Annotated in this window: 24 protein-coding genes; 13 read left to right on the forward strand and 11 right to left on the reverse strand. The window is 72.5% G+C overall.

The genetic code is table 11. The features are described 5' to 3' along the window. Positions 1 to 132: 132 nt before the first annotated feature. From ACVMYR_RS16670 to ACVMYR_RS16680, 3 genes are read left to right on the forward strand one after another with little or no spacing between them, the layout of a single operon-like run. Complete coding sequence (locus ACVMYR_RS16670; protein ID WP_043967142.1) at positions 133 to 984, forward strand: ABC transporter permease; 852 nt, start codon at positions 133 to 135, stop codon at positions 982 to 984. Beyond that, positions 977 to 1,783 (forward strand): ABC transporter permease, encoded by an 807-nt coding sequence (locus ACVMYR_RS16675; RefSeq protein ID WP_077938980.1) that lies wholly within the window; start codon positions 977 to 979, stop codon positions 1,781 to 1,783. Before ACVMYR_RS16670 ends, ACVMYR_RS16675 begins: the two co-directional genes overlap by 8 nt. Next, positions 1,780 to 2,781, forward strand: a complete 1,002-nt coding sequence (locus ACVMYR_RS16680; RefSeq protein WP_396787818.1) for an ATP-binding cassette domain-containing protein — start codon at positions 1,780 to 1,782, stop codon at positions 2,779 to 2,781. Before ACVMYR_RS16675 ends, ACVMYR_RS16680 begins: the two co-directional genes overlap by 4 nt. A gap of 13 nt (positions 2,782 to 2,794) precedes the next feature. On the opposite strand, the gene ACVMYR_RS16685 is transcribed toward ACVMYR_RS16680, so the two are convergent. From ACVMYR_RS16685 to nadA, 3 genes are all read right to left on the reverse strand, one after another. Then, positions 2,795 to 3,391, reverse strand: coding sequence for a DUF3043 domain-containing protein (locus ACVMYR_RS16685; protein WP_077938982.1), 597 nt, complete (start codon positions 3,389 to 3,391; stop codon positions 2,795 to 2,797). 88 nt (positions 3,392 to 3,479) lie between these two features. After that, the gene (gene murA / locus ACVMYR_RS16690; protein WP_074474807.1) at positions 3,480 to 4,835 is read right to left on the reverse strand and encodes a UDP-N-acetylglucosamine 1-carboxyvinyltransferase; all 1,356 of its coding nucleotides are present in this window, start codon (positions 4,833 to 4,835) and stop codon (positions 3,480 to 3,482) included. Between the two features lie 212 nt (positions 4,836 to 5,047). After that, positions 5,048 to 6,247, reverse strand: a complete 1,200-nt coding sequence (nadA, locus tag ACVMYR_RS16695) for a quinolinate synthase NadA (protein WP_457122187.1) — start codon at positions 6,245 to 6,247, stop codon at positions 5,048 to 5,050. A gap of 72 nt (positions 6,248 to 6,319) precedes the next feature. Here nadA and ACVMYR_RS16700 point away from each other — a divergent pair, with 72 nt between their 5' ends. The 3 genes from ACVMYR_RS16700 to ACVMYR_RS16710 all read left to right on the forward strand — a co-directional run bounded on the left by ACVMYR_RS16700 (position 6,320) and on the right by ACVMYR_RS16710 (position 9,266). Continuing rightward, positions 6,320 to 7,480, forward strand: coding sequence for a glycerate kinase family protein (locus tag ACVMYR_RS16700; protein ID WP_431895245.1), 1,161 nt, complete (start codon positions 6,320 to 6,322; stop codon positions 7,478 to 7,480). Positions 7,481 to 7,673: 193 nt separating this feature from the next. Continuing rightward, on the forward strand, positions 7,674 to 8,042 hold the full coding sequence (gene erpA, locus ACVMYR_RS16705) for an iron-sulfur cluster insertion protein ErpA (protein WP_013735179.1): 369 nt from the start codon (positions 7,674 to 7,676) through the stop codon (positions 8,040 to 8,042). A gap of 246 nt (positions 8,043 to 8,288) precedes the next feature. Further along, positions 8,289 to 9,266, forward strand: a complete 978-nt coding sequence (locus ACVMYR_RS16710) for a carbohydrate kinase family protein (protein ID WP_077938985.1) — start codon at positions 8,289 to 8,291, stop codon at positions 9,264 to 9,266. A 232-nt stretch (positions 9,267 to 9,498) separates the two neighbouring features. On the opposite strand, the gene ACVMYR_RS16715 is transcribed toward ACVMYR_RS16710, so the two are convergent. Both ACVMYR_RS16715 and ACVMYR_RS16720 read right to left on the reverse strand, forming a co-directional pair. Further along, on the reverse strand, positions 9,499 to 9,723 hold the full coding sequence (locus ACVMYR_RS16715) for a DUF397 domain-containing protein (RefSeq protein ID WP_077938986.1): 225 nt from the start codon (positions 9,721 to 9,723) through the stop codon (positions 9,499 to 9,501). A 16-nt stretch (positions 9,724 to 9,739) separates the two neighbouring features. Then, complete coding sequence (locus ACVMYR_RS16720; protein WP_077938987.1) at positions 9,740 to 10,588, reverse strand: helix-turn-helix domain-containing protein; 849 nt, start codon at positions 10,586 to 10,588, stop codon at positions 9,740 to 9,742. A 105-nt stretch (positions 10,589 to 10,693) separates the two neighbouring features. Between ACVMYR_RS16720 and ACVMYR_RS16725 the strand changes: the two genes are divergently transcribed. Beyond that, a complete protein-coding gene (locus ACVMYR_RS16725; RefSeq protein ID WP_144082715.1) occupies positions 10,694 to 10,996 on the forward strand; it encodes a hypothetical protein in 303 nt (100 codons plus the stop codon). 19 nt (positions 10,997 to 11,015) lie between these two features. Here ACVMYR_RS16725 and ACVMYR_RS16730 read toward each other — a convergent pair whose 3' ends face one another. After that, a complete protein-coding gene (locus ACVMYR_RS16730; RefSeq protein WP_096761683.1) occupies positions 11,016 to 11,225 on the reverse strand; it encodes a sulfurtransferase TusA family protein in 210 nt (69 codons plus the stop codon). Positions 11,226 to 11,365: 140 nt separating this feature from the next. Further along, positions 11,366 to 12,517, reverse strand: coding sequence for a cysteine desulfurase family protein (locus ACVMYR_RS16735; RefSeq protein WP_457122188.1), 1,152 nt, complete (start codon positions 12,515 to 12,517; stop codon positions 11,366 to 11,368). Positions 12,518 to 12,686: 169 nt separating this feature from the next. Between ACVMYR_RS16735 and ctaC the strand changes: the two genes are divergently transcribed. Then, positions 12,687 to 13,658, forward strand: coding sequence for an aa3-type cytochrome oxidase subunit II (ctaC, locus tag ACVMYR_RS16740; protein WP_457122189.1), 972 nt, complete (start codon positions 12,687 to 12,689; stop codon positions 13,656 to 13,658). Between the two features lie 10 nt (positions 13,659 to 13,668). Then, positions 13,669 to 14,097, forward strand: coding sequence for a cytochrome c oxidase subunit 4 (locus ACVMYR_RS16745; protein ID WP_077938992.1), 429 nt, complete (start codon positions 13,669 to 13,671; stop codon positions 14,095 to 14,097). Between the two features lie 405 nt (positions 14,098 to 14,502). On the opposite strand, the gene ACVMYR_RS16750 is transcribed toward ACVMYR_RS16745, so the two are convergent. From ACVMYR_RS16750 to ACVMYR_RS16765, 4 genes are all read right to left on the reverse strand, one after another. Next, entirely contained in the window at positions 14,503 to 14,706 is a 204-nt protein-coding gene (locus ACVMYR_RS16750; protein ID WP_396787822.1) for a hypothetical protein, read from the reverse strand. A gap of 205 nt (positions 14,707 to 14,911) precedes the next feature. After that, positions 14,912 to 15,958, reverse strand: a complete 1,047-nt coding sequence (trpD, locus tag ACVMYR_RS16755) for an anthranilate phosphoribosyltransferase (protein WP_457122190.1) — start codon at positions 15,956 to 15,958, stop codon at positions 14,912 to 14,914. 141 nt (positions 15,959 to 16,099) lie between these two features. Continuing rightward, the gene (locus ACVMYR_RS16760) at positions 16,100 to 16,495 is read right to left on the reverse strand and encodes a hypothetical protein (protein WP_043967169.1); all 396 of its coding nucleotides are present in this window, start codon (positions 16,493 to 16,495) and stop codon (positions 16,100 to 16,102) included. A gap of 105 nt (positions 16,496 to 16,600) precedes the next feature. Next, the gene (locus tag ACVMYR_RS16765) at positions 16,601 to 17,569 is read right to left on the reverse strand and encodes a cytochrome c oxidase assembly protein (protein ID WP_043967171.1); all 969 of its coding nucleotides are present in this window, start codon (positions 17,567 to 17,569) and stop codon (positions 16,601 to 16,603) included. A gap of 108 nt (positions 17,570 to 17,677) precedes the next feature. Here ACVMYR_RS16765 and ctaE point away from each other — a divergent pair, with 108 nt between their 5' ends. The 4 genes from ctaE (at position 17,678) to qcrB (ending at position 21,964) form a co-directional block, all read left to right on the forward strand. Then, positions 17,678 to 18,277, forward strand: coding sequence for an aa3-type cytochrome oxidase subunit III (ctaE, locus tag ACVMYR_RS16770; RefSeq protein WP_043967173.1), 600 nt, complete (start codon positions 17,678 to 17,680; stop codon positions 18,275 to 18,277). A gap of 72 nt (positions 18,278 to 18,349) precedes the next feature. Further along, on the forward strand, positions 18,350 to 19,186 hold the full coding sequence (qcrC, locus tag ACVMYR_RS16775) for a cytochrome bc1 complex diheme cytochrome c subunit (protein ID WP_074474819.1): 837 nt from the start codon (positions 18,350 to 18,352) through the stop codon (positions 19,184 to 19,186). Between the two features lie 67 nt (positions 19,187 to 19,253). After that, a complete protein-coding gene (qcrA, locus tag ACVMYR_RS16780) occupies positions 19,254 to 20,342 on the forward strand; it encodes a cytochrome bc1 complex Rieske iron-sulfur subunit (protein ID WP_043967176.1) in 1,089 nt (362 codons plus the stop codon). Continuing rightward, on the forward strand, positions 20,339 to 21,964 hold the full coding sequence (gene qcrB, locus ACVMYR_RS16785; RefSeq protein WP_077938996.1) for a cytochrome bc1 complex cytochrome b subunit: 1,626 nt from the start codon (positions 20,339 to 20,341) through the stop codon (positions 21,962 to 21,964). Before qcrA ends, qcrB begins: the two co-directional genes overlap by 4 nt. Positions 21,965 to 22,025 lie beyond the last annotated feature (61 nt).

Raw genomic sequence — 22,025 nt, forward strand, 5'->3', positions numbered from 1 at the left:
GAGCCCCGGTGCCCGGCTCGCGTCGCTCGCTCACGGCGATGTCACCTCGTTGGAAATTGTCGCGCTGGGCACCCCACCTGCCGGTAAAGTCGCCCGGTCCGGCGCGGGTGGCTGCGGAAGGAGGGTAACGGCGTGGGCTCTGTCACCGCCACTGTGGCACCGCCCACCGAGTCAAACGTTATCCTATGGTTTCGGACATTCGGTGCGATAGCGCGATCCGGATTCCGACGGTACGCCACATACCGCCAGGCCGCGCTGGCCGGTGCCGTCACCAACATCGTCTTCGGTTTCCTGCGCTGCTACATCCTGTTCGGTGCGGCGGGCGCGGCGGGCACCGCGGCCGGCTACGACCGGGCGCAGTTCGCCACCTTCGTCTGGGCGGGTCAGGGCATGCTCGCGGTGATCCTGCTGTGGGGCCGGCCCGAGCTCGCCGAGCGGATCCGCACCGGCGACGTGGCCAGCGACCTGCTGCGCCCGGTCCATCCGGTGACCAGCTACCTCGCCACAGACCTGGGCCGGGCGGGGTGGGCGTGCGTGTCCCGGCTGCTGCCGCCGGTCCTGGTCGGCCCGCTCTTCTTCGACGTGTACCTGCCGGCCCGCTGGTCGACCGTGCCGCTGTTCGTGGTCTCCGCGACCGTCGCGGTGGTGCTCTGCTTCGGCTGCCGGTTCCTGGTCAACGCCACCGCGTACTGGCTCCAGGACGTCCGGGGCCCGCAGATCCTGTGGACCCTCGGCTCGGGGGTGCTCGCCGGGCTCTACTTCCCGCTGCCGTTCCTGCCCGACGCGCTGTTCCTGGCGTTGCAGCTGGCCACCCCGTTCCCGAGTCTCCTGCAGACCCCGCTCGACGTGCTGGTCGAGCGGGACCCGACGGGCGTGCAGGCCGGGCTGGTCGGGCTGCAGGTCGGCTGGGCGGTGGCGATCCTCGCCCTGTGCCGGCTGGTGCAGCGCCGCGCCGAGCGCCGCCTGGTGGTGCAGGGTGGCTGACCACCGGCTGCGGGCGTACGGGGCGCTGCTCGGCGCGCAGGCCCGGTCGCAGGCGGCGTACCGGGCGTCGTTCGCGGTGGACCTGGTCGGCAACGTCGGTGCCACCGTCTTCGACGTGGTGACCGTGCTGGTGATCTTCGGGGTGACCCGGGAGCTGGGCGGGTTCACGCTGCGCGAGACGCTGGTCATGGTGGGCCTGTCGGCCTGCGCGTTCGCCACCGCCGACCTGCTTGTCGGCAACGTCGAGCGGCTGCCCGCGTACGTGCGCACCGGCCTGTTCGACGCGGTGCTGCTGCGCCCGCTGGGCGCGCTGCCCCAACTGCTGCTGATGGACCTGCCGCTGCGCAAGGCGTCCCGGGCGGTGTTCGGCCTGGCCGTGCTGCTGGTGGCGCTCGCCCGCGCCGGCATCGAGTGGACCCCGGGCCGGGTGGCGCTGGCGGTGGCCGCCCCGCTGGCCGGGGTCGTCTTCTTCGGGTCGGTCTTCGTGGCCACCGCCACCGTGTCGTTCTACTGGACCGAGTCGGGGGAGCTGGCCAACTCGGTCACCTACGGCGGGCGCGACTTCACCTCGTACCCCGTCACGATCTTCGACGGCTGGTTCCGCGCGGCCTTCGCGTACGGAATGGGGTTCGCCTTCGTGAGCTACCAGCCGGCGCTGGCGTTGCTCGGCCGGGCCGACCCGCTCGGCCTGCCGGCCTGGGTCGGCTGGGCCTCGCCGACGGTCGCGCTGGTCGCCGCCGCCCTCGCCGCCACCGCCTGGCGCGTCGGGGTCCGCCACTACCGGAGTACGGGGTCATGAGCGTCATCGACGTGCGCGAGCTGCGCAAGGAGTTCACGGTCCGGGTCAAGGCCGGCCGGCTGCGCCGCGAGAAGCGCACCGTCGCGGCGGTGGCCGGGGTCGACCTGCGCGTCGAGCGCGGCGAGCTGCTCGGCTACATCGGCCCGAACGGCGCGGGCAAGTCCACCACCCTGAAGATGCTCACCGGCGTGCTCACCCCCACCTCCGGCCAGGTACGCGTGTGCGGGCTGCGCCCGGTGCCCGAGCGCACCCGGCTGGCGCTGCGCGTCGGCGTGGTGTTCGGCCAGCGGTCCCAGCTCTGGTGGGACCTGCCGCTGCGGGAGTCGTTCGACCTGCTGCGGCACGTCTACCGGGTGCCGGCCGCCGCGCACGCCGCCCGGCTGCGCCGCTGCCGCGACCTGCTCGACCTGGACGCCTTCGCCGACACCCCGGTGCGGCAGCTCTCCCTCGGCCAGCGGATGCGCGGCGAGCTGACCGCCGCCCTGCTGCACGGCCCCGAGGTGCTCTTCCTCGACGAGCCGACGATCGGGCTGGACGTGGTGAGCCGGCAGGCCGTGCGGGGCTTCCTGGCCGAGCTGGGCCGCTCCGGCGACACCACCCTCGTGCTCACCACCCACGACCTGGCCGACATCGAGCGGCTGTGCCCGCGCCTCGTGGTGATCGACCACGGCCGGGTGGTGCACGACGGCCCGATCGCCGCGCTGCACGACCGGTACGGCTCCCGCCGCCTCGTCGTGGCCGACCTGGACACCGCGCTGCCGCAGCCGCCGGAGCTGCCCGGCGCCCCGCTGCTGCGGGTGGAGGCCGACGGGCACCGGCTGGTGTTCGCGCTGGAGTCGGCGGGCGTCGCCGACGTGGTGGCCGCCCTGGCCGGGAGGGCCGCCCTGCGGGACGTCTCGATCGTCGAGCCGGACATCGAGGACGTCGTCGCCCGCCTGTACGCGGGTAAGGAGGGGCCCCTTGTTAACGCTTCCGGTATAGCAGGGGCCCCTTCTTAACCAGGGGGACGCCTCAGACCGGGTCGCCGATCTTGACGCGGGGCTCCGGGGCGCGCATCCGGCGGAAGGTGATCGACCGCATGATCGCGTACAGGTAGAGGGAGCCGAGGCGCTGGTCGGACTTCGGGAAGCGCTCCCGCACCAGCTTCTTGATCTTCCGACTGATCAGGATCGAGTCGATCACCACCCCGAGGGCGAGCGCGCCCCACAGGATGTTGGAGAGCAGCCGGACGACCGGCGGCATCGCCTGGTTGGAACCGAGCAGCACGATCAGCGCCCCGCCGAAGAACCAGGTGCCCACCGTGCGCCGGGAGTCGACCACGTTGCGGGCGAGCAGCCGCTCCGGGCCCCGGTCGCGCGGCCCGCCCTCGCGGCGGAACTCGGCCGCGGACTCGGTGCGCAACTGCCGCCGCCGCTCCCGGGCCTCCTCCTTGCTCAGCGGCTTGGTCGGGCCGGCGGGCCGACGCCCGGCCACGGGCCGCTTCGGCGTCTCGCGGCCCTTGGCCGGGGTGTAGCCCCGGCGGGCGCGCGCGGACTCCTCGTCGGTCGTCACCGTGGTGACGGACTCCTCGACGAGGTCGGTGGACTTGCGGCGAAACAGCGACGGCACGCGGAAAGGGTAGCCAAACGCCCGCGCCCGGTGCACATCGCGGTGCACCGGGCGCGGGCGGACGTGAGCAGAATTACTGCGCGTGGCGTTACGGACGCTCGGTGTGGGCGCCCAGGTCGGCCAGCTTCGCCTCGAAGTCCTCGTAGCCCCGGTTGATCAGGTCGACGCCGTACACCCGGGAGGTGCCCTCGGCGGCGAGCGCGGCGATCAGGTGGCTGAACCCGGCGCGCAGGTCCGGGATGACCAGGTCGGCGGCGTGCAGCTTGCTCGGGCCGGCGATCACGGCGGAGTGCTTGAAGTTGCGCCGGCCGAAGCGGCACGGGGTGCCGCCGAGGCAGTCGCGGTAGACCTGGATGTTCGCGCCCATCGTGTTGAGCGCCTCGGTGTAGCCGAGCCGCTGCTCGTAGACCGTCTCGTGGACGATCGACAGGCCCCGGGCCTGGGTCAGCGCCACGACGAGGGGCTGCTGCCAGTCGGTCATGAAGCCCGGGTGTACGTCGGTCTCCAGCGCCACGGCGTTCAGCTCGCCGCCCGGGTGCCAGAACCGGATGCCGCCCTCCTGGCCCGGGTCGCCCAGCTTCGGCGGCCGGGCGTCGGTCACCTCGTACTCGCCGCCGACGGAGCGGAAGATGTTGAGGAACGTCATCATGTCGGCCTGCTGCGCGCCGAGCACCTCGACGTGGCCGCGGGTGGCCAGCGCCGCCGCCGCCCAGCTCGCCGCCTCGATCCGGTCCGGGATCGGCCGGTGGGTGTAGCCGTGCAGCTTCGGCACGCCCTGGATCTCGATCACCCGGTCGGTGTGCACCTTGATGATCGCGCCCATCTTCTGCAGGATGCAGATCAGGTCGATGATCTCCGGCTCGACGGCGGCGTTGCGCAGCTCGGTGACGCCCTCGGCCATCACGGCGGTGAGCAGCACCTGCTCGGTCGCGCCGACGCTCGGGTACGGCAGCGCGAACTTGGTGCCGTGCAGCCCGTTGGGGGCCGACAGGTGCAGGCCCTCCGGGGTCTTGTCGACCGTGGCGCCGAACTCGCGCAGCGCCTGGAGGTGGAAGTCGATCGGGCGCGGCCCGATGTGGCAGCCACCCAGGTCGGGGATGAACGCGTGGCCGAGCCGGTGCAGCAGCGGCCCGCAGAACAGGATCGGGATGCGGCTGGAGCCGGCGTGCACGTTGATCTGGTCGGTGCTGGCGCTCTCGACGTTGGCCGGGTCGAAGACCAGCTCACCGTCCTCGGCGCCGTCGGTGACCTTGACCCCGTGCAGGCCGAGCAGCCCCCGGACCACCTCGACGTCGCGGATCCGCGGCACGTCGAACAGCCGGCTGGGGCTGTCGCCCAGCAGGGCGGCGACCATCGCCTTGGAAACCAGGTTCTTCGCGCCGCGCACGCGGATCCGCCCTTCCAGCGGAGTACCTCCGTGTACGACCAGGACGTCGTCGGTCAACGCAACCTCCAGCGCGTCGGTGCTGCCGTAGTTGATGGTGATGCGGGCGATATGGGGGTTACCCGTGATGCGGCCGGATGAAAACGGGCGCGTGTGTCGTCGCCCCGGCAGCATAGCCCTCGGTGACGAGAATGGAGACGGTCACCGTGCGCCGGAGGGCACGAATCGGCGCTTCCGGCACCATAAGGTGCCCATCCGGTCACGCAGGGTGATCAGGTGCTCGCCGGGGGCGGGGTGTCCGCGCCGGGGAGGGCGAGCATCCGGTCCAGCGCCACCCGGGCGTGGTGCGCGGTGTCGGCGTCCACGGTGATCTGGTTGACCACCCGACCCGCCACCAGCTCCTCCAGCGCCCACACCAGGTGCGGCAGGTCGATCCGGTTCATCGTGGAGCAGTAGCAGACCGCCTTGTCCAGGAACATGATCTGCTTGTCCGGGTGGGCCAGCGCCAGCCGGCGCACCAGGTTCAGCTCGGTGCCGACCGCCCACGCCGAGCCGGCCGGAGCCGCCTCGATGGCCCGGATGATGTATTCCGTCGAGCCCACGTAGTCGGCGGCGTTGACCACCTCGTGCCGGCACTCCGGGTGCACCAGCACGTTGACCCCCGGCACCCGCGCCCGCACGTCCTCGACGCTGTCGAGGGTGAACCGGCCGTGCACCGAGCAGTGCCCGCGCCACAGGATCATCTTCGCGTCGCGCAGCTGCTCCGGGGTCAGCCCGCCGCCCGGCTTGTGCGGGTCGTACAGGACGCAGTCGTCCAGCGACAGCCCCAGCTCCAGCACGGCGGTGTTGCGGCCCAGGTGCTGGTCCGGCAGGAACAGCACCTTCGACCCCTGCTCGAACGCCCAGTCCAGCGCCCGCTTCGCGTTCGACGAGGTGCACACCACGCCGCCGTTGCGGCCGACGAAGCCCTTGATGTCCGCCGACGAGTTCATGTACGTCACCGGGACCGTCTGCGCCGCGACGCCCAGCTCGGTCAGCGCGTCCCAGGCCGACTCCACCTGCGTCAGCACGGCCATGTCCGCCATCGAGCAGCCGGCGGCCAGGTCGGGCAGGACCACCCGCTGCCGCTCGGAGGTGAGGATGTCGGCGCTCTCCGCCATGAAGTGCACGCCGCAGAAGACGATGTATTCCGCGTCCGGCCGGGCCGCCGCCTCGCGGGCCAGCTTGAACGAGTCGCCGGTCACGTCGGCGAACTGGATCACCTCGTCGCGCTGGTAGTGGTGGCCCAGCACGAAGACCTTGTCACCCAGCTTCGCCTTGGCCGCCGCGGCCCGCGCCACCAGGTCGGGGTCGCTGGGCGCCGGCAGGTCGCCCGGACACTCCACGCCACGCTCGGTGGCGGGGTCGCTGCCACGGCCGAGCAGCAGCAGGGCCGTCGCGGTGTTGGAGGGTTCCACCCAGGTCGAAGTCACGCCACTCATGGTTCCACAGCCGGGCGACAAGGCAGCCCGCGCCGGTGTGTGCTGCCACACTGCCCCGCGCCTATGTGGCCTGCCACACTGCTCGGCATGCGCGTGCTGCTCTGCCCCGACAAGTTCGCCGGAACGCTGCCCGCCCAGGAGGTCGCCGCCGCCGTGGCCGAGGGCTGGCGGGAGGTGGCCGACGGCGACGACCTGCTCATCCGCCCCCTCGCCGACGGCGGGCCCGGGTTCGTGGCCGTGCTCGCGGAGGCCCTCGGCGGGCGTCGGGTGCCGGTGCCGACCGTCGACCCACTCGGTCGCCCCACCGACGGTGAGATCCTGGTCACCGACGACGGCACGGCATACCTGGAGAGCGCCCAGGCGTGCGGCCTGCACCTGCTCGCCGCCGCCGAGCGCGACCCCAAGGCCACCACCTCGTACGGGCTGGGGGCGCTGGTCACCGCCGCCGTGGAGCACGGGGCCAGCACGGTGGTGATCGGGCTGGGCGGCTCCGGCACCAACGACGGCGGGGCCGGGCTGCTCACCGCGCTGGGCGTCACGCCGCTCGACGAGGCCGGCCGGGCCCTGCCCTACGGCGGGGCGGCGCTGGCCGCGGTCGCCGGGCTCGACGGCGCGCCCCGGCTGCGCGGCGTCACCCTCGTCGCCGCCACCGACGTCGACAACCCCCTGCTCGGGCTGCACGGGGCCAGCAACGTCTACGGCCCGCAGAAGGGCGCGACGCGCGAAGACGTGCTGCTGCTCGACGCCGCGCTGGAGCGCTTCGCCGGCGTACTCGAAAAGGACCTGCCGGGGTGCCCGCCCGGCCTCGGCGCGCTGCCCGGCGGGGGAGCAGCCGGCGGCCTCGGCGCGGCGATCCTCGCCCTCGGCGGCCGGTGCGCCTCCGGCATCGGCCTGGTCACCGAGGCCATCGGCCTGCCGGCCGCGCTCGACGCCGCCGACCTGGTGATCACCGGGGAGGGTTCCTTCGACCACCAGTCGCTGCGCGGCAAGGTCGTGGCCGGGGTGGCCGGGGCCGCCCGGGACCGGGGCGTGCCCTGCGTGGTGCTGGCGGGGCAGGTGAGCACCGGGCGACGCGAGGCCGCCTCGGCGGGCGTCACCGACGCGTACAGCCTGGTGGAGCACTTCGGCGGCGAGGAGCGCGGCGGGCTCGACGCGGCGCTGAGCCGCCCGGCGGAAGGGCTGCGCCAGCTCGGCGCCCGGCTGGCCCGCCAGTGGAGCCGCTGAGCGCCCGCAGCGTGGCTGCCGTCCGGGCCCGGCCTGTCGTGACCCGGGCCCGGCCTGGGGCCCCGGTCACGTCGACCGGGTGGTCCCGGCCGGGGCGGCGTACCATCGGATCTGCGAACACATCGGGAATCACTGGGCGACGGACGACGTTGGCCAGTGCGTCCAGACCCAGACCGCGCAGGGAGATTTCCACGTGACCACGCCAGCGCAGACCGAGTCGACCGAGGCCAAGGCCCCTACTTCCGTCGTCCTCACCGACGTCGCGGCGCAGAAGGTCAAGGCCCTGATCGAGCAGGAGGGCCGCGACGACCTGCGGCTCCGGGTGGCGGTGCAGCCGGGCGGCTGCTCCGGCCTGCGGTACCAGCTCTTCTTCGACGAGCGTTCGCTCGACGGTGACGTCGTCACCGACTACGACGGGGTCGAGGTCGTCGTCGACCGGATGAGCGCCCCCTACCTGGCCGGCGCCACGATCGACTTCGCCGACCGGATCGACGCCCAGGGCTTCACGATCGACAACCCGAACGCGGGCAACTCCTGCGCCTGCGGCGACTCGTTCAGCTGAGTCCCGACTCCGGCCGACGCGGCGGGGCCGTCCCCACCCGGGGGTGGCCCCGCCGTCCGTTTTCCCGCACGGCCCTACCGTCCGTTGCCGCCCGCCACGGGCGTGACCGGCGCGGACCCGACCCGACTCCGCGCAGGGTGACGGTGAGGTGAGCGGGACGTGACCGATCCCCGTCCGACTCGCGACCACGGCACCAGCCGGACCGGTAGGCTGACCCGCGCCGTGCTCCCGACCGCGAGGGTTGACATGAAGATCGCCGTGACCGGCTCGATCGCGACCGACCACCTGATGAGCTTCCCCGGCCGGTTCGCCGACCAGCTCATCGCCGACCAGCTCGACAAGGTCTCGCTCTCCTTCCTGGTGGACGACCTGGTGCTGCGCCGCGGCGGGGTGGCCGCCAACATCGCCTTCGGCATGGGCCAGCTGGGCCTACGGCCGATCCTGCTCGGCGCGGTCGGCGCGGACTTCGCCGACTACCGCTCGTGGCTGGAGCGCCACGGAGTCGACTGCGAGTCCGTGCACGTCAGCGAAGTGGCCCACACGGCCCGCTTCGTCTGCACCACCGACACCGACATGTGCCAGATCGCCTCCTTCTACGCCGGGGCGATGAGCGAGGCGCGCAACATCGAGCTGGCCCCGGTCGCGCAGCGGCTCGGCGGGCTCGACCTCGTCCTGGTCGGCGCCAACGACCCCGACGCGATGCTGCGGCACTCCGCCGAGTGCCGCGAGCGGGGGTACGCCTTCGTCGCCGACCCGTCGCAGCAGCTCGCCCGCATGGACGGCGCGGACGTGGTGGGGCTCATCGACGGCGCCGACTACCTCATGACCAACGAGTACGAGAAGTCGCTGCTGCAGAGCAAGGCCGGCCTGAGCGACGCGCAGCTGCTGGACCGGGTGAAGATCCGGGTGACCACGCTGGGCAGCAACGGGGTGGAGATCGCGGGCCGGGACTTCGACACCCTCCACGTGCCGATCGCGCGCGAGGCCCAGGCCGTCGACCCGACGGGTGTCGGCGACGGCTTCCGGGCCGGCTTCTTCGCCGCCCTCTCCTGGGGGCTGGGCCTGGAGCGCGCTGCCCAGGTCGGCTCCCTGCTGGCCACGCTGGTGCTGGAGACGGTCGGCACCCAGGAGTACGAGGTGCGCCCCGACGTCTTCGTCAAGCGCCTGGCGGAGTCCTACGGCGACCAGGCCGCCGACGACATCCGCCCTCACCTCCTCCCGTAACGCCCATCCCAAGTTGGTGCTCGAGAGGTTTGTGTCAGAGCAGATCGACTCTGACACAAACCTCGTGATCACGGGGGCGGCGGGGCGAGGTGATGATCGTCTGCGGTTTGGTGAGACGACACACCGGTGCGATTGTCCGAAAACAGCAGACGATCAAGGAGCCGTCAGCTGGCCCGCCGGCCTCGTGCCGCATCGCTGCCGGGCGAACGGCGGCTCTGCCGGGGCAGAGCGGTCAGCGGCCTGGGGCGAGCGTGCCGGTGGTGGTTGCCGTGACGAACGACGTCCACCGGTCGGCCGGGAACACGAGCGTCGGGCCGGAGCGGTCCTTGCTGTCCCGCACGGCCACCATGTCGGGCAGCACGGCGCACTCGACGCAGTCGCCGTTGTTGGCGCTGCGGCTGCTGGTGAACCAGCGGGCGGCGGCGAGGTCGACGGTGCCGAGGTCAGGGGTGGACATCGTGGCCTCCGGGGGGTCAGGCCGCGCCGGCCAACTCCCTGATCAACGCGCGCGACTCGGCGGGCGAGAGGGCGACCTGGCGCAGGTTGTCTGCCACCATGCTATAGGTGCGCACGCCGTCGGGATCCTGCACGTACATCGCCCCGTCGAGCACCTCCGTGTAGGCGATCGGCCGCACGTTGGCGAAGTCCAGCAGGACGAACTTGCCCAGCGGCGTCGCCGCGTGCGGCCCGTCCTCGGGGCGGAGCACCTGCACGGTGACGTTCGGCAGCTCGGACATGGCGGCCAGGTGCGCGAGCTGGGCCCGCCGGGTGGCGTCGCCGTTGACCCGCAGCCGTAGCGCCGCCTCGCCGATCACCGCGTGCAGGGTGAGTGGTTCGTCGTCGGTGAGCCGGCGGGCGCGGGCCTGCCGGAAGGACACGAACCGCTCGGCGTGGTCGGGTCGGACGAATCCGGTGCCCAGGGTCAGCGCCTGCGCGTACTCCTCGGTCTGGAGCAGGCCGGGGATGACCATGGACTCGAACACGAACGCGCCGTCGGCCAGCCCTTCCAGGCCGACATACGTCTTGAACCAGTCCGGCATCACGGCGGCCCAGGGTGCCCACCAGGTCTTGGCGTCGGAGCGGTTGGCGAGCGAGGTGAGCCGTTCGATCGCCGCCTCGTCCGCGCCGCAGGCCCGCAGCACGGTCGCGATGTCCTCGGGGAATTGCTGGTAGCGGCCGGTCTCCATGTGACCGAGCTTGGGCTTGCCGATGCCGGTGCCGGCCGCCAGCTCGGTGAGCGTCATCGGCGCCTCGCGCCGGTACCGGTTCAGCTCGGCCCCGATCAGCCAGCGCAGCGCGGACGGATCCGTTCGCGTACCCATGCATCGCCTCCACGTTCGTATACCGACGAGAACATCATGCCGTTCCTACTTCCAACAGGCAAGGATTAGCGCTATACGTATAGCAACCGACTTGTGGAGGTGGTCATGCCCGCACCGATGCCCGAGCCGCTCGGCACACCCGACGAGTTCCACCGGATGCTGGTCGAGCTGGTGCACGAGTTCGCGCCCCGCCGGTTCGCGATCTGCGAGGAGTACGGCGACCGGGTCGACGGCGAGGTCGTGGCCTGGGGCATGGCGTTCGCCGAGGGTGCCCTGCTGCGCTGCGACGACCAGACGTCGACCGGGCACTTCACCAGCGCCGAGAGCGCGCTGCGGCTCTTCGCCCGCACCGGCCGCCGGCTGCGGCTGATCTGGATCGACGCCCTGCCGAGCGCCACGAGCCCCTGAGCTGCGATGAGCCGAAGGGTCAACCGACGCGGCGTACGTCGTAGCCCGGTCCCTCGTCGTGGGCGGCGACGAACTCCTGGCCGCGCATCCGGCACCACGCCGGGATGTCCACGGCCGCCGCCGGGTCGTCGGCGAGCACCCGCAGCACCGCCCCGACCGGCAGCTCCGGCAGCCGCCGGGCCAGCTTGATCACCGGCAGCGGGCAGCGCTGCCCCCGGCAGTCCAGCACCTCGACCGGGGCAGTCCCCGCCGCCGGGGCAGTCCCCGCCGCCGGGGCAGTCCCCGCCGCCGGGGCAGTCCCCGCCGCCGGGGCAGTCCCCTCCGGCGGAGCAGTCCCCTCCGCCGGGGCAGTTCCCCCGACCGGCCCGCTCACAGCCCCACCACCCCCGCCTCGGCGCGCAGCGCCGCGACGATCCCGGGCAGCTCGGCGAGGAACCGCTCCACGTCGGCGACCGTCGTCTCCCGGTGCAGCGAGACCCGCACGTTGCCGTGCGACAGCACCCCCATCGCCTCCAGCACGTGCGACGGGCGCAACGTCGACGACGTGCACGACGAGCCGGACGAGACCGCGAAGCCGCGCCGGTCCAGCGCGTGCAGCAGCGCCTCTCCGTCGACGTACAGGCAGGAGAACGTGACCAGGTGCGGCAGCCGGTCCACCGGGTCGCCGACCACCTCGACGTCGGGCACCTCCGCCGCCACCCGGGCCCGGATCCGGTCCACCAGCGGCGCCAGCCGGGCCGCCTCGGCCGCCGCGTCGGCCGCCGCCGCGCGCAGGCTCGCCGCCGCCGCCACGACCGCCGGCAGGTTCACCACCCCGGGGGTACGCCCCGACTCCCGCTCGTCCGCCGGCCACGGCGACTCCCAGCGGGTGCCCTTGCGCACCACCAGCAGCCCGACGCCGGGCGGCCCGCCCCACTTGTGCGCGCTGGCGGTCAGCACCGACCAGCCCGCCGGCACCGGCACCCGGCCCACGAGCTGCGCCGCGTCGACGTACAGCGGCACCCCGGCGGCGGCGCACGCGGCGGCGGCCGGAGCGACCGGCTGCACCGTGCCCACCTCGTGGCTGGCCCCGATCAGCGCCGCGAGGGCCACCCCCGGCGCGCGGACCGCGTCGGCGAAGGCGTCGAGGTCGAGCCGGCCGAGCCGGTCCACCGGCACCGACACGGCGCTCCCGCCGTCGGCCACGTGTCGCTGCGCGGCGTGCAGCACCGCCGAGTGCTCGATCGCGGAGTGCACCAGCGTCGCGCCCACCCGCCGCCGCCCGGCCAGGCCACCGAGCACCGCCGAGTGCGCCGCCGCCGTACCGCTGGGGGTGAAGGACAGCTCGTCGGCGCGGACGCCGAGCGTCGCCGCGGCGGCCTCCCGGGCGGCGTCGAGGAGCTGGCGGGCCCGGCGGGCCTGGCCGTAGAGCCGGGACGGATCCGCCCAGCCGTCGTCGAGGGCGGCCAGCAGCGCCTGCCGGGCGACCGGGTGCGGCGGGGCGGCGGTGGCCGCGTCCAGGTAGACCGGGGATGCGCTCACGGCCCGACGCTATCGCGCCGGCACGCCGACGATCCCCCCGAAGGGGGCGTACGGCCACCCCAACACGGCTCTGCCCGTCATGGTCGAGTAATCTGCGACCGTCGGTGACGCCTTTGCCGCTGGTACGGGGACAACCAACCGCCACGGCGCGCTAGGGAGGCAGGACCAGGTGGTCGCAAGGAGTTCGGAGGTACGGCCCCCGGCCGTACGGCACAGCGCTTCTCCGGGAGCCGGTGGACGCCGGCGGCGTGGTGCTGGTCGGCTCGCCGGGCTCGGCCTCGGCGGCGCGGCGCTGCTGGTCTCGCTCACGGGCTGCGACGTCGGCAAGGCGTTCGGCGGCTTCGGCTGGCCGCAGGGCGGGATCACGCCCGAGTCGCACCGCATGTACGACCTGTGGATCGCGTCCTGCATCGCGGCGCTCGCGGTCGGCGTGTTCGTCTGGGGCCTGATCTTCTGGTGCGTCGTGCGCTACCGCAAGCGGGGCAACGAGCTGCCGGTGCAGACCCGTTACAACCTGCCGATGGAGTTCCTCTACACGATCGCCCCGATCCTGATCGTGTCGGTGCTCTTCTACTACACGGCGGTCGTGCAGACCGACGTGGTGCGCACGACGAAGAACCCGGACGTCACGGTCGAGGTCGTCGCCTTCAAGTGGAACTGGCAGTTCAACTACCGCGATGGCCAGGGCAAGGAGGCCAACACGGTGGCGTCGACGCTCGGCACCAGCGAGGTCATCCCGATCCTGGTCCTGCCGACCGGCCGGTCCATCCGGTTCGAGGAGACCAGCAAGGACGTCGTGCACTCCTTCTGGGTGCCGGAGATGCTGTTCAAGCGGGACGTCATGCCCGGCAACATCCGCAACGTCTTCGAGGTCTCCAGCCTCGACGCCGAGGGCGCCTACGTGGGCCGCTGCGCCGAGCTGTGCGGCAGCTACCACGCCTTCATGAACTTCGAGCTGCGCGTGGTCTCCCCGCAGCAGTACGACCAGTTCCTGGCCGCCAAGCGCGACGGCAAGTCGACGCAGGCGGCGCTCACCGCCATCGGCGAGGACCCGTACGCCACCACGACCAAGCCGTTCGACACGCGGCGCAACACGGCCAACTTCAACCCCGACGACGTCGCGGCCGGCGCGGGAAGCTGAGGGAGCGGGCATGAAGACCGAGTGGCGTATCTTCCTGATCATCGCCGGGTTCCTCTTCGGCGCGACGATCCTCTACGGCGCCTGGACGTACGGCGACTCCGGCGGCCACGTCGAGTGGGTCGGCACCGTGGCGCTGCTGCTGTCGTTCCTGCTCTGCTCGATGTGCGGTGGCTTCTTCTGGTTCGTCTCCCGCCGGATCGACCTGCGGCCGGAGGACCGGGCGGACGGCGAGATCGCCGACGGCGCGGGCGAGATCGGCTTCTTCAGCCCGGGCAGCTACTGGCCGTTCGGGCTGGCGCTGGCCGCCGCGATCGCCGGGCTGGGCCTGGTCTTCTGGCAGTTCTGGCTGCTGGGCCTGGGCCTGGTGACGGTCGTCTTCGCCGCCTGCGGCCTGCTCTTCGAGTACTACAGCGGCACCCGGCGCACCGCCGAGCACTGAGCCACCCGCCGGCTTACGGAAGAAGCCCGCGTCCCCCGGTGAGGGGGCGCGGGCTTCTCCGCGTCGGGGACCGACGGGGCGAGAGACCACCGCGCCGGCGTGGCCGCGCTGGGCTTGGCCCGGGGCCGAGCTTGGCCTGGCCGGCCCCTGGGCCGGCCTGAGCCGGGCTGGGGCGCGAGCTGGGGCGGCCTGGCCTGGCCTGCGCTGGGCTGGGCTTGGCCCGAGGCCGGGCTTGGCCTGCGCTGGCCTGTGCTTGGCTGGGCCGATGATCGACTTCGTGTCGGCGACATGGCGGTATCAGTGGGGCCCGGATACCGCTATGTCACCGACACGCAGGCGGGTCGTTCCTCGGCCGGCCCGGCCCCCGGCCGGTCCCGCCCAGCCGGGCATGTCGCCCAGACCGGCTCAGGCCGCGCGGCGGCGGGAGGCGTGGGCGGCGCCGGTGGCGAGCCGGGTCGCCGGGAACGTGAACGTGGCGATCAGCAGCGCCGCGCCGCAGCCGGTGCAGGCCAGCTCGGGGCAGTCGGGGCCGTGGCCGTCGGCGCACGGCGGGGCCTCGAACGGCCGCACGCCCTCGCAGGTGTCGCAGTAGAGCTCGCGGTCCGACACGGGCGTCTCCTCTCCTGGCCGGGGCATGAGAATCACTCGGCTGTAGTTTCCCACGGGAGTCCGACAATTCCCGCCAGGGGTGGACCGGACGGCGTTCGCGCCGGCGAGCGTCGAGTTCGCACTGGCGAGCGGGTTCGCGCTAGTGGCGGCGAGTCCGCGCCGGCGGATCGGGCGAAGCGTCGGTGGAGCGGGCGGAGGCGTCGGCTCAGGCGGAGCGGGCCACCTCGACCCAGCGGTCGAGCACGGCTGCGGCGGCGCCGGAGTCGATCGCCTCGGCGGCGCGGGCCATCCCGGCGCGCAGCGCCTCGGTCAGGTCGCCGCCCAGCGGACCCTGGGTGGCCAGCGCGGCGGCGGCGTTGACCAGCACCGCGTCGCGGACCGGGCCCGCCTCGCCGGCCAGCAGCCGATGGGCCACGCCGGCGTTGTACGCCGCGTCACCGCCCCGCAGGTCGGCGAGGGTCACCCGGGGCACCCCGAGGTCCGTCGCGTCGAGCAGCGCCTCCCTGACGGTGCCGTCCTGGGCCGCCCAGACCCGGGTGGGCGCGGCGGTGGTGAACTCGTCGAGGCCGTCCTCGCCGCGCAGCACCAGCACCGAGTCGCCCCGGGCGGCGAAGACGGCGGCCATCACCGGGGCCATCCGCGGGTCGAAGCAGCCGACCGCGCCGGCCCGGGGCCGGGCCGGGTTGGTCAGCGGGCCGAGGAAGTTGAAGAACGTCGGGACGCCCAGCTCGCGCCGGACGGGGCCGGCGTGCCGCATGCCCGGGTGGAACCGGCCGGCGAAGCAGAAGCCGATGCCGGCCTCGGTCACGCAGCGGGCCACGCCCTCCGGGGTCAGGTCCAGCGGCACGCCCAGGAACTCCAGCAGGTCGGCGGTGCCGCAGGACGACGAGGCGGCGCGGTTGCCGTGCTTGACCACGCGCACGCCCGCGCCGGCCACCACGAGGGCGGCCATGGTGGAGATGTTCACGGTGTGGGCGAGGTCACCGCCGGTGCCGACCACGTCGAGCGCGGACGACCGCAGCTCCTCCGGCAGCTCGACCGGGACCGCCTCGCCGAGCATCGCCTCGACCAGCCCGGCGACCTCGGCTGGGGTCTCGCCCTTGGCCCGCAGCGCGACGGCGAAGCCGGCGATCTGGGCCGGTGCCGCCGAGCCGGACATGATCTCGCCCATCGCCCACGCGGTGTCGGCGGTGGAGAGCTCCTCCCCGCGCAGCAGCGCGCCGAGCAGGTGCGGCCAGTTCCGTTCGCCCATGGCGGGCCTCCCGAGCGGGCGTGGGGATGCGGGGGACGGGTGCCGAGCGGTGCGGGCCGGCACGACGGACCGGGCGACGCCGGTGGCGCGCGGGCCGGAGTCGGCTCAGGCCGGGTGGTGGCCCGGGCCGGGAGGGTGGGCTCAGGCGGGGGCGTGGCTGCGCAGCAGCTCGGCCACGGTGGCGCCCGTGGTCACCGGGTCGAGCGGGTGCACGAGGGTGGCGTCGACCTCGGCGTACGCGGCCAGCCAGCGGTCGGCGGCGCGGGCGATCACCAGGCAGGTCGGGGGAGCGTCGTCCCGGTCGTCCTTGATCTGCCGGGCGATGCCGAGGCCGCCGCCGGGGCTCGCCTCGCCGTCGAGCAGCATCAGGTCGATCTCGTACTCGTCGACCAGCCGCACGCATCCGGCGTAGTCGGACGCGTCGACGAACTCGACGCGCAGCCCGGGGGCCGGGCGGGTGCCGACGGCCAGCCGCATCCGGTCGCGGACCTGCGGGTCGTCGCTGTAGAGCAGGACGGTGCAAAGACGATCGCTCATCGCTGGCTGACTCCCCACCTCGTAGCTGCCGAGCATCGTACCCGCCGCCGCCGGCCGGTCGATGTCCCGCCCGGGCGGGCCGGCGGTCGTACCGGAATCCGCTGGTCAGGCCGGGGACTGCGCGGCCTGGTCGGCGCGCTCGCGGGCCTCCTGGCGGTCCAGCTCGCGGTCGAGCCGGCGGGCCTCCCGCTCCGACTGGCGCACCCACTGCACCACCAGGACCGCGAGCATCGTCACGCTGACGAACTCGCCGCCGGCCCACAGGATGCCCCCGGCGACCACCTGGTCGGCGGCGGGATCGGACCAGGTGAGGCCGAGCGACGGGTACCAGTCGCCGCCGAACAGCGTGGTGCTCTGCATGATCGTGAGCCCGAGCACGGTGTGGAACGGCACCGACAGCACCATCAGCAGCGCCCGGGCCGGGTACGGCCAGCGCCCCGGCAGCGGGTCGAGCCCGAGCAGCGGCCAGAAGAACACGCAGCCGGTCATGATGAAGTGCGCGTGCACCAGCTCGTGCGCCCAGGCGTGTTCGAGGGTGTAGCGGTAGAGGTCGCTGAAGTAGAGCGCGAACGGGTTCACCACGAAGATGGCGAACGCCACCAGCGGGAAGGTGTAGACCCGGGCGACGCGGCTGTGCACGATCGCCAGCAGCCGCTTGCGCGGTCGGACCGGCAGGGTGCGCAGCGCGAGGGTGACCGGCGCGCCGAGGGCCAGGAAGATGGGGGAGACCATCGACAGCACCATGTGCTGCACCATGTGCACCGACAGCAGCGCGGTGTCGTACGCGTGCAGGCCGCTGACGGTGACCGCCGCGATGCCGCCGAGGCCGGGGCCGAGGAAGAAGACGGTACGCGCGACGGGCCAGCGGTCCCCGCGCAGCCGCAGCCGGTACACCCCGTAGAGGTAGAGGCCGGCGGCGAGCACCAGCCCGAGGGCCAGCCAGCTGTCCAGCCGGGTCTCGGTGAACACGCGGGCCACGGTGAACGGCGGCGGCAGCGGGTCCCCGCCGGCCGCGAGCGCTCCGGGCGCGGCGACCGCCGAGGTGGCGGCGAAGATCGGATCGACGTGCTGCACGCGTTTCAGGCTAGGCCAGGCGATTCGGACTGCCACGATCGGGCCACCGACGCCACGGGTTTGGCCCCCCGCTGATCGCCGGCCGTGGTCAGGGGCAATAATGACCGCGTGACTGCGGCCCCAGCCATTGACAAGAGCCGGATCCACTCCCTGACGCGGCCCAACATGGTCAGCGTCGGGACGATCGTGTGGCTCTCCAGCGAACTCATGTTCTTCGCGGCGCTGTTCGCGATGTACTTCTCCATCCGCGCGGCAGCGCCGGAGCAGTGGGCGAAGCACACCGAGCACCTCAACATCCCGTACGCGACCACCTTCACGGTGATCCTGGTGTTGTCCTCGGTGACCTGCCAGCTCGGGGTGTTCGCCGCCGAGAAGGGTGACGTCCACGCCCTGCGGCGTTGGTTCACGATCACCTTCGTGATGGGTCTGATCTTCGTGCTCGGTCAGCTGAACGAGTACGTGACCCTGGTGCACGAGGGCGTGAAGATCAACGCGGACGGGTACGGGTCGATGTTCTACCTGACCACCGGCTTCCACGGCCTGCACGTGACCGGCGGTCTGGTCGCCTTCATCATCTTCATGGTCCGCACGACCATGGGCCGGTTCACCCCGGCGCAGGCCACGTCGGCGATCGTCGTGTCGTACTACTGGCACTTCGTCGACGTCGTGTGGATCGGCCTCTACGCCATGATCTACTGGCTTCAGTGATCTTGGCGCGTCACGAACCGCGCCGCTGCCCCGTCCTCTGAGACAAGGTCCCACCGGTTAAGGACACAGGTCATGACTTCTGACAACGACCGCCGACGCGGTCTGCTCGCGCGGTTGCGCGGCGAGCGGTCCGCAGCGCGCAGCAGGGGCCGCCGCCGGCTGGGTGCCGCGGTCCGCCTGATCGCCGCGCTCACGCTGGCCGGCGGCGCCTACACCGTCTTCGCCCCCGGAGTGCAGGCGCAGGAAAACCCGCCGCTCACCGGCGCCGCCGCCGAGGGCAAGGCGCTGTTCGACGTGAGCTGCGTGACCTGCCACGGCCGTAACGCGCAGGGTGTCGAGGGTCGTGGCCCGAGCCTGATCGGGGTCGGCTCGGCCTCCGTCGAGTTCCAGGTGAGCTCCGGTCGGATGCCGATGGCCCGGCAGGAGGCGCAGGCCATGCGCAAGCCGCCGGTCTTCACCGACGAGCAGGTCCGCCAGCTCGGCCAGTACGTCCAGGAGCTCGGCGGGGGTCCGCAGGTCCCCGAGGGCGACCTGCGCGAGGGCGCCAACCTGGCCACCGGCGGCGAGCTGTTCCGGATCAACTGCTCCCAGTGCCACGCCTTCGGCGGTGGCGGCGGCGCGCTGTCCTCCGGCAAGTACGCGCCGAGCCTGCGCCCGGCCAGCGACCGGCAGATCTACGCCGCGATGCTCAGCGGCCCGCAGAACATGCCGGTGTTCGGGGACAACCAGATCACCCCGGAGCAGAAGGCGGACATCATCGCCTACATCCAGGACACCCTGAAGCACGACCAGGACCAGGGTGGCTTCAACCTCGGCCGGTACGGGCCGTCCACCGAGGGACTGGCGATCTTCCTGATCGGCATCGTCGCGCTCGTCTTCGCCAGCCTGTGGATCGCGGGCAAGTCGTGACCGAGCGGATCATTCGATTCAGCGCTGCGGTGCCGCGGTCCGGCACCGCCCGTAGCGAGGTGACGGCATGAGCACCAAGACCGAGCACCAGGCCCACCAGGGCCCGGAGCCGCTCGACGTCCACGACCCGCGGCTGAGCCGGTTCGACATCGTCCGGGAGGGCGCGCGCCGGGACGACATCGAGATCGTCCACTACGAGGAGCAGGTCGTCCCGGGCAGCAAGGCCGAGCGCCGGCTGACCCGCACGGTCGCCTCGATGTTCCTGCTGACCGGCCTGGCCGCCACCGCCTTCCTGGTCGTCTACATCTGGTGGCCGTGGGAGTACGAGCCGGGCACCGGCGGGGACAAGTACTACACCCCGCTGCTCGGCCTCACCCTCGGCGTCGCCCTGCTGGGCATCGGCTTCGGCATCCTGACCTGGGGCAAGAAGCTGCTGCCCAAGGAGGTCTCGATCCAGGACCGCCACGAGAACGACCCGAACGTGGCGGAGAGCCGCAAGATCACCGGCGAGACGATGCTCTACCTCGCCGACGAGATGGGCGTGAAGCGTCGCCCGCTGCTGGGTATCTCGCTGCTGGCCGGCCTCGCGCCCGTCGGCGCGGTCGCGGCGGCCCCGCTGGTCGGCGGCCTGATCTCCAACCCGCACAAGAACAACCAGATGTTCACCACCGGCTTCGCGCCGGCCGACGGCCGCAAGATCCGGCTGGTCCGCGAGGACGGCCGGCCGATCCGCCCGGCCGACATCAGCGCCGGCGGCCAGCTCACCGTCTTCCCCGGCATCGAGCACGGGGTGAGCAACAAGCACGCCGACTCCCCGACGCTGCTGATCCACCTGCGGGAGTCCGACGCCCAGGTGTCCCGCGAGGCCAACCAGCGGGTCGGCCACGGGAACTACATGTGGGGCAACTACGCGGCGTTCTCCAAGATCTGCACGCACGCGGGCTGCCCGGCGAGCCTGTACGAGCAGCAGACCAACCGGCTGCTCTGCCCGTGCCACCAGTCGCAGTTCCTGATCACCGACAACGCCCGGCCGGTCTTCGGCCCCGCGAGCCGGCGGCTGCCGCAGCTGCCGATCGAGGTGGACGACGAGGGCTTCTTCGTGGCGCGGTCGGACTACACCGAGACCGTCGGGCCTGACTTCTGGGAGCGGCCGTGAAGCGTCGTAAGTTGGACATGGCGTCCGTTCCGGGCAAGGCCGCGGTGGGGGTGGACGATCGCTTCGGGGTTTCCACGCCGCTGCGCAAGCTGCTGAACAAGGTCTTCCCCGACCACTGGTCGTTCCTGCTCGGCGAGATCGCGCTGTTCTCGTTCGTCGTGCTGCTGCTGACCGGCGTCTTCCTCACGTTCTTCTACGAGCCCGCGATGACCGAGGTGGTCTACAACGGCAGCTACGCCCCGCTGCGGGGCACGCCGATGTCGGCCGCGTACGCCTCCAGCCTGGACATCTCGTTCGACGTCCGCGGCGGCCTGATCATGCGGCAGATGCACCACTGGTCGGCGCTGCTGTTCATGGCCGCGATCGTCGTGCACATGCTGCGGGTCTTCTTCACCGGCGCGTTCCGCAAGCCGCGCGAGACCAACTGGATCATCGGCTCGCTGCTGTTCTGGGTGGGCTTCCTCGCCGGCTTCACCGGCTACTCGCTGCCGGACGACGGCCTCTCCGGCACCGGCCTGCGGATCGCCTCCGGCATCATGCTGTCGATCCCGGTGATCGGCTCCTGGGTCACCTCGTCGATCTTCGGCGGGGAGTTCCCGGGCGAGATCATCATCAGCCGGTTCTTCATCGCCCACGTGCTGCTCATCCCGGGTCTGCTGGTGGCGCTGATCAGCGCCCACCTCGGCCTGGTCTTCAAGCAGAAGCACACCCAGTGGCCCGGCCCCGGCCGGACCAACGACAACGTGGTCGGCGAGCGGATGTTCCCGCGTTACGCGCTCAAGCAGGGCGGCTTCTTCATGGTCGTCTTCGGCGTGATCGCGCTGATGGGCGGCCTGTTCCAGATCAACCCGATCTGGTATTTCGGCCCGTACGAGGCGTGGGTGGTCTCGGCCGCCAGCCAGCCCGACTGGTACGTCATGTTCCTCGACGGCTCGACCCGCCTCATGCCCGCGTGGGAGATCAACATCCCGATCGGCGACGGGTACGTCATCCCGCCGCTGTTCTGGCCCACCGTCGTACTGCCGGGCGTCCTGGTCGGCCTCTCCACGCTCTACCCGTTCGTGGAGGCCCGCCGGCTCAAGGACTACCGCAGCCACAACCTGCTCCAGCGCCCCCGCGACGTCCCCGAGCGGACCGCGATCGGCGCGATGGCGGTGGCGTTCTACATCGTGCTGACCCTCTCCGGCGGCAACGACGTGATCGCGGACAAGTTCCACATCAGCCTCAACGCGATGACCTGGGCGGGCCGGATCGGCCTGCTGGTGATCCCGCCGCTGGCGTACTACGTGACCTACCGGATCTGCCTCGGCCTCCAGCAGCACGACCGGGAGGTGCTGGCCCACGGCGTGGAGACCGGCATCATCCGCCGGCTGCCGGACGGCCGGTTCGAGGAGGTCCACCAGCCGCTGGCCGCCGGTGGCCACGACGGCCACGCGGAGCTGGAGTACGCCGGCTGGGTGGTGCCCAAGAAGATGAACCGGCTCGGTGCCCTCGGGCCCGCCATCCGGGGCTTCTTCTACCCCATCGAGAAGCCGGCCGAGGCGCCGGTCTCGCCGGGGCACCCGCCGGTCGAGCCCCTGCCGGAGCGCAAGGAGATCAGCAGCGGGGAGACCCGCCGCTGAGCCGCTGACCGCCCGCAAGCCGCACGTGGCGCCCGCCGAACCCTCGGCGGGCGCCACGTCC

It is taken from the genome of Micromonospora sp. PTRAS2 (assembly GCF_054052245.1).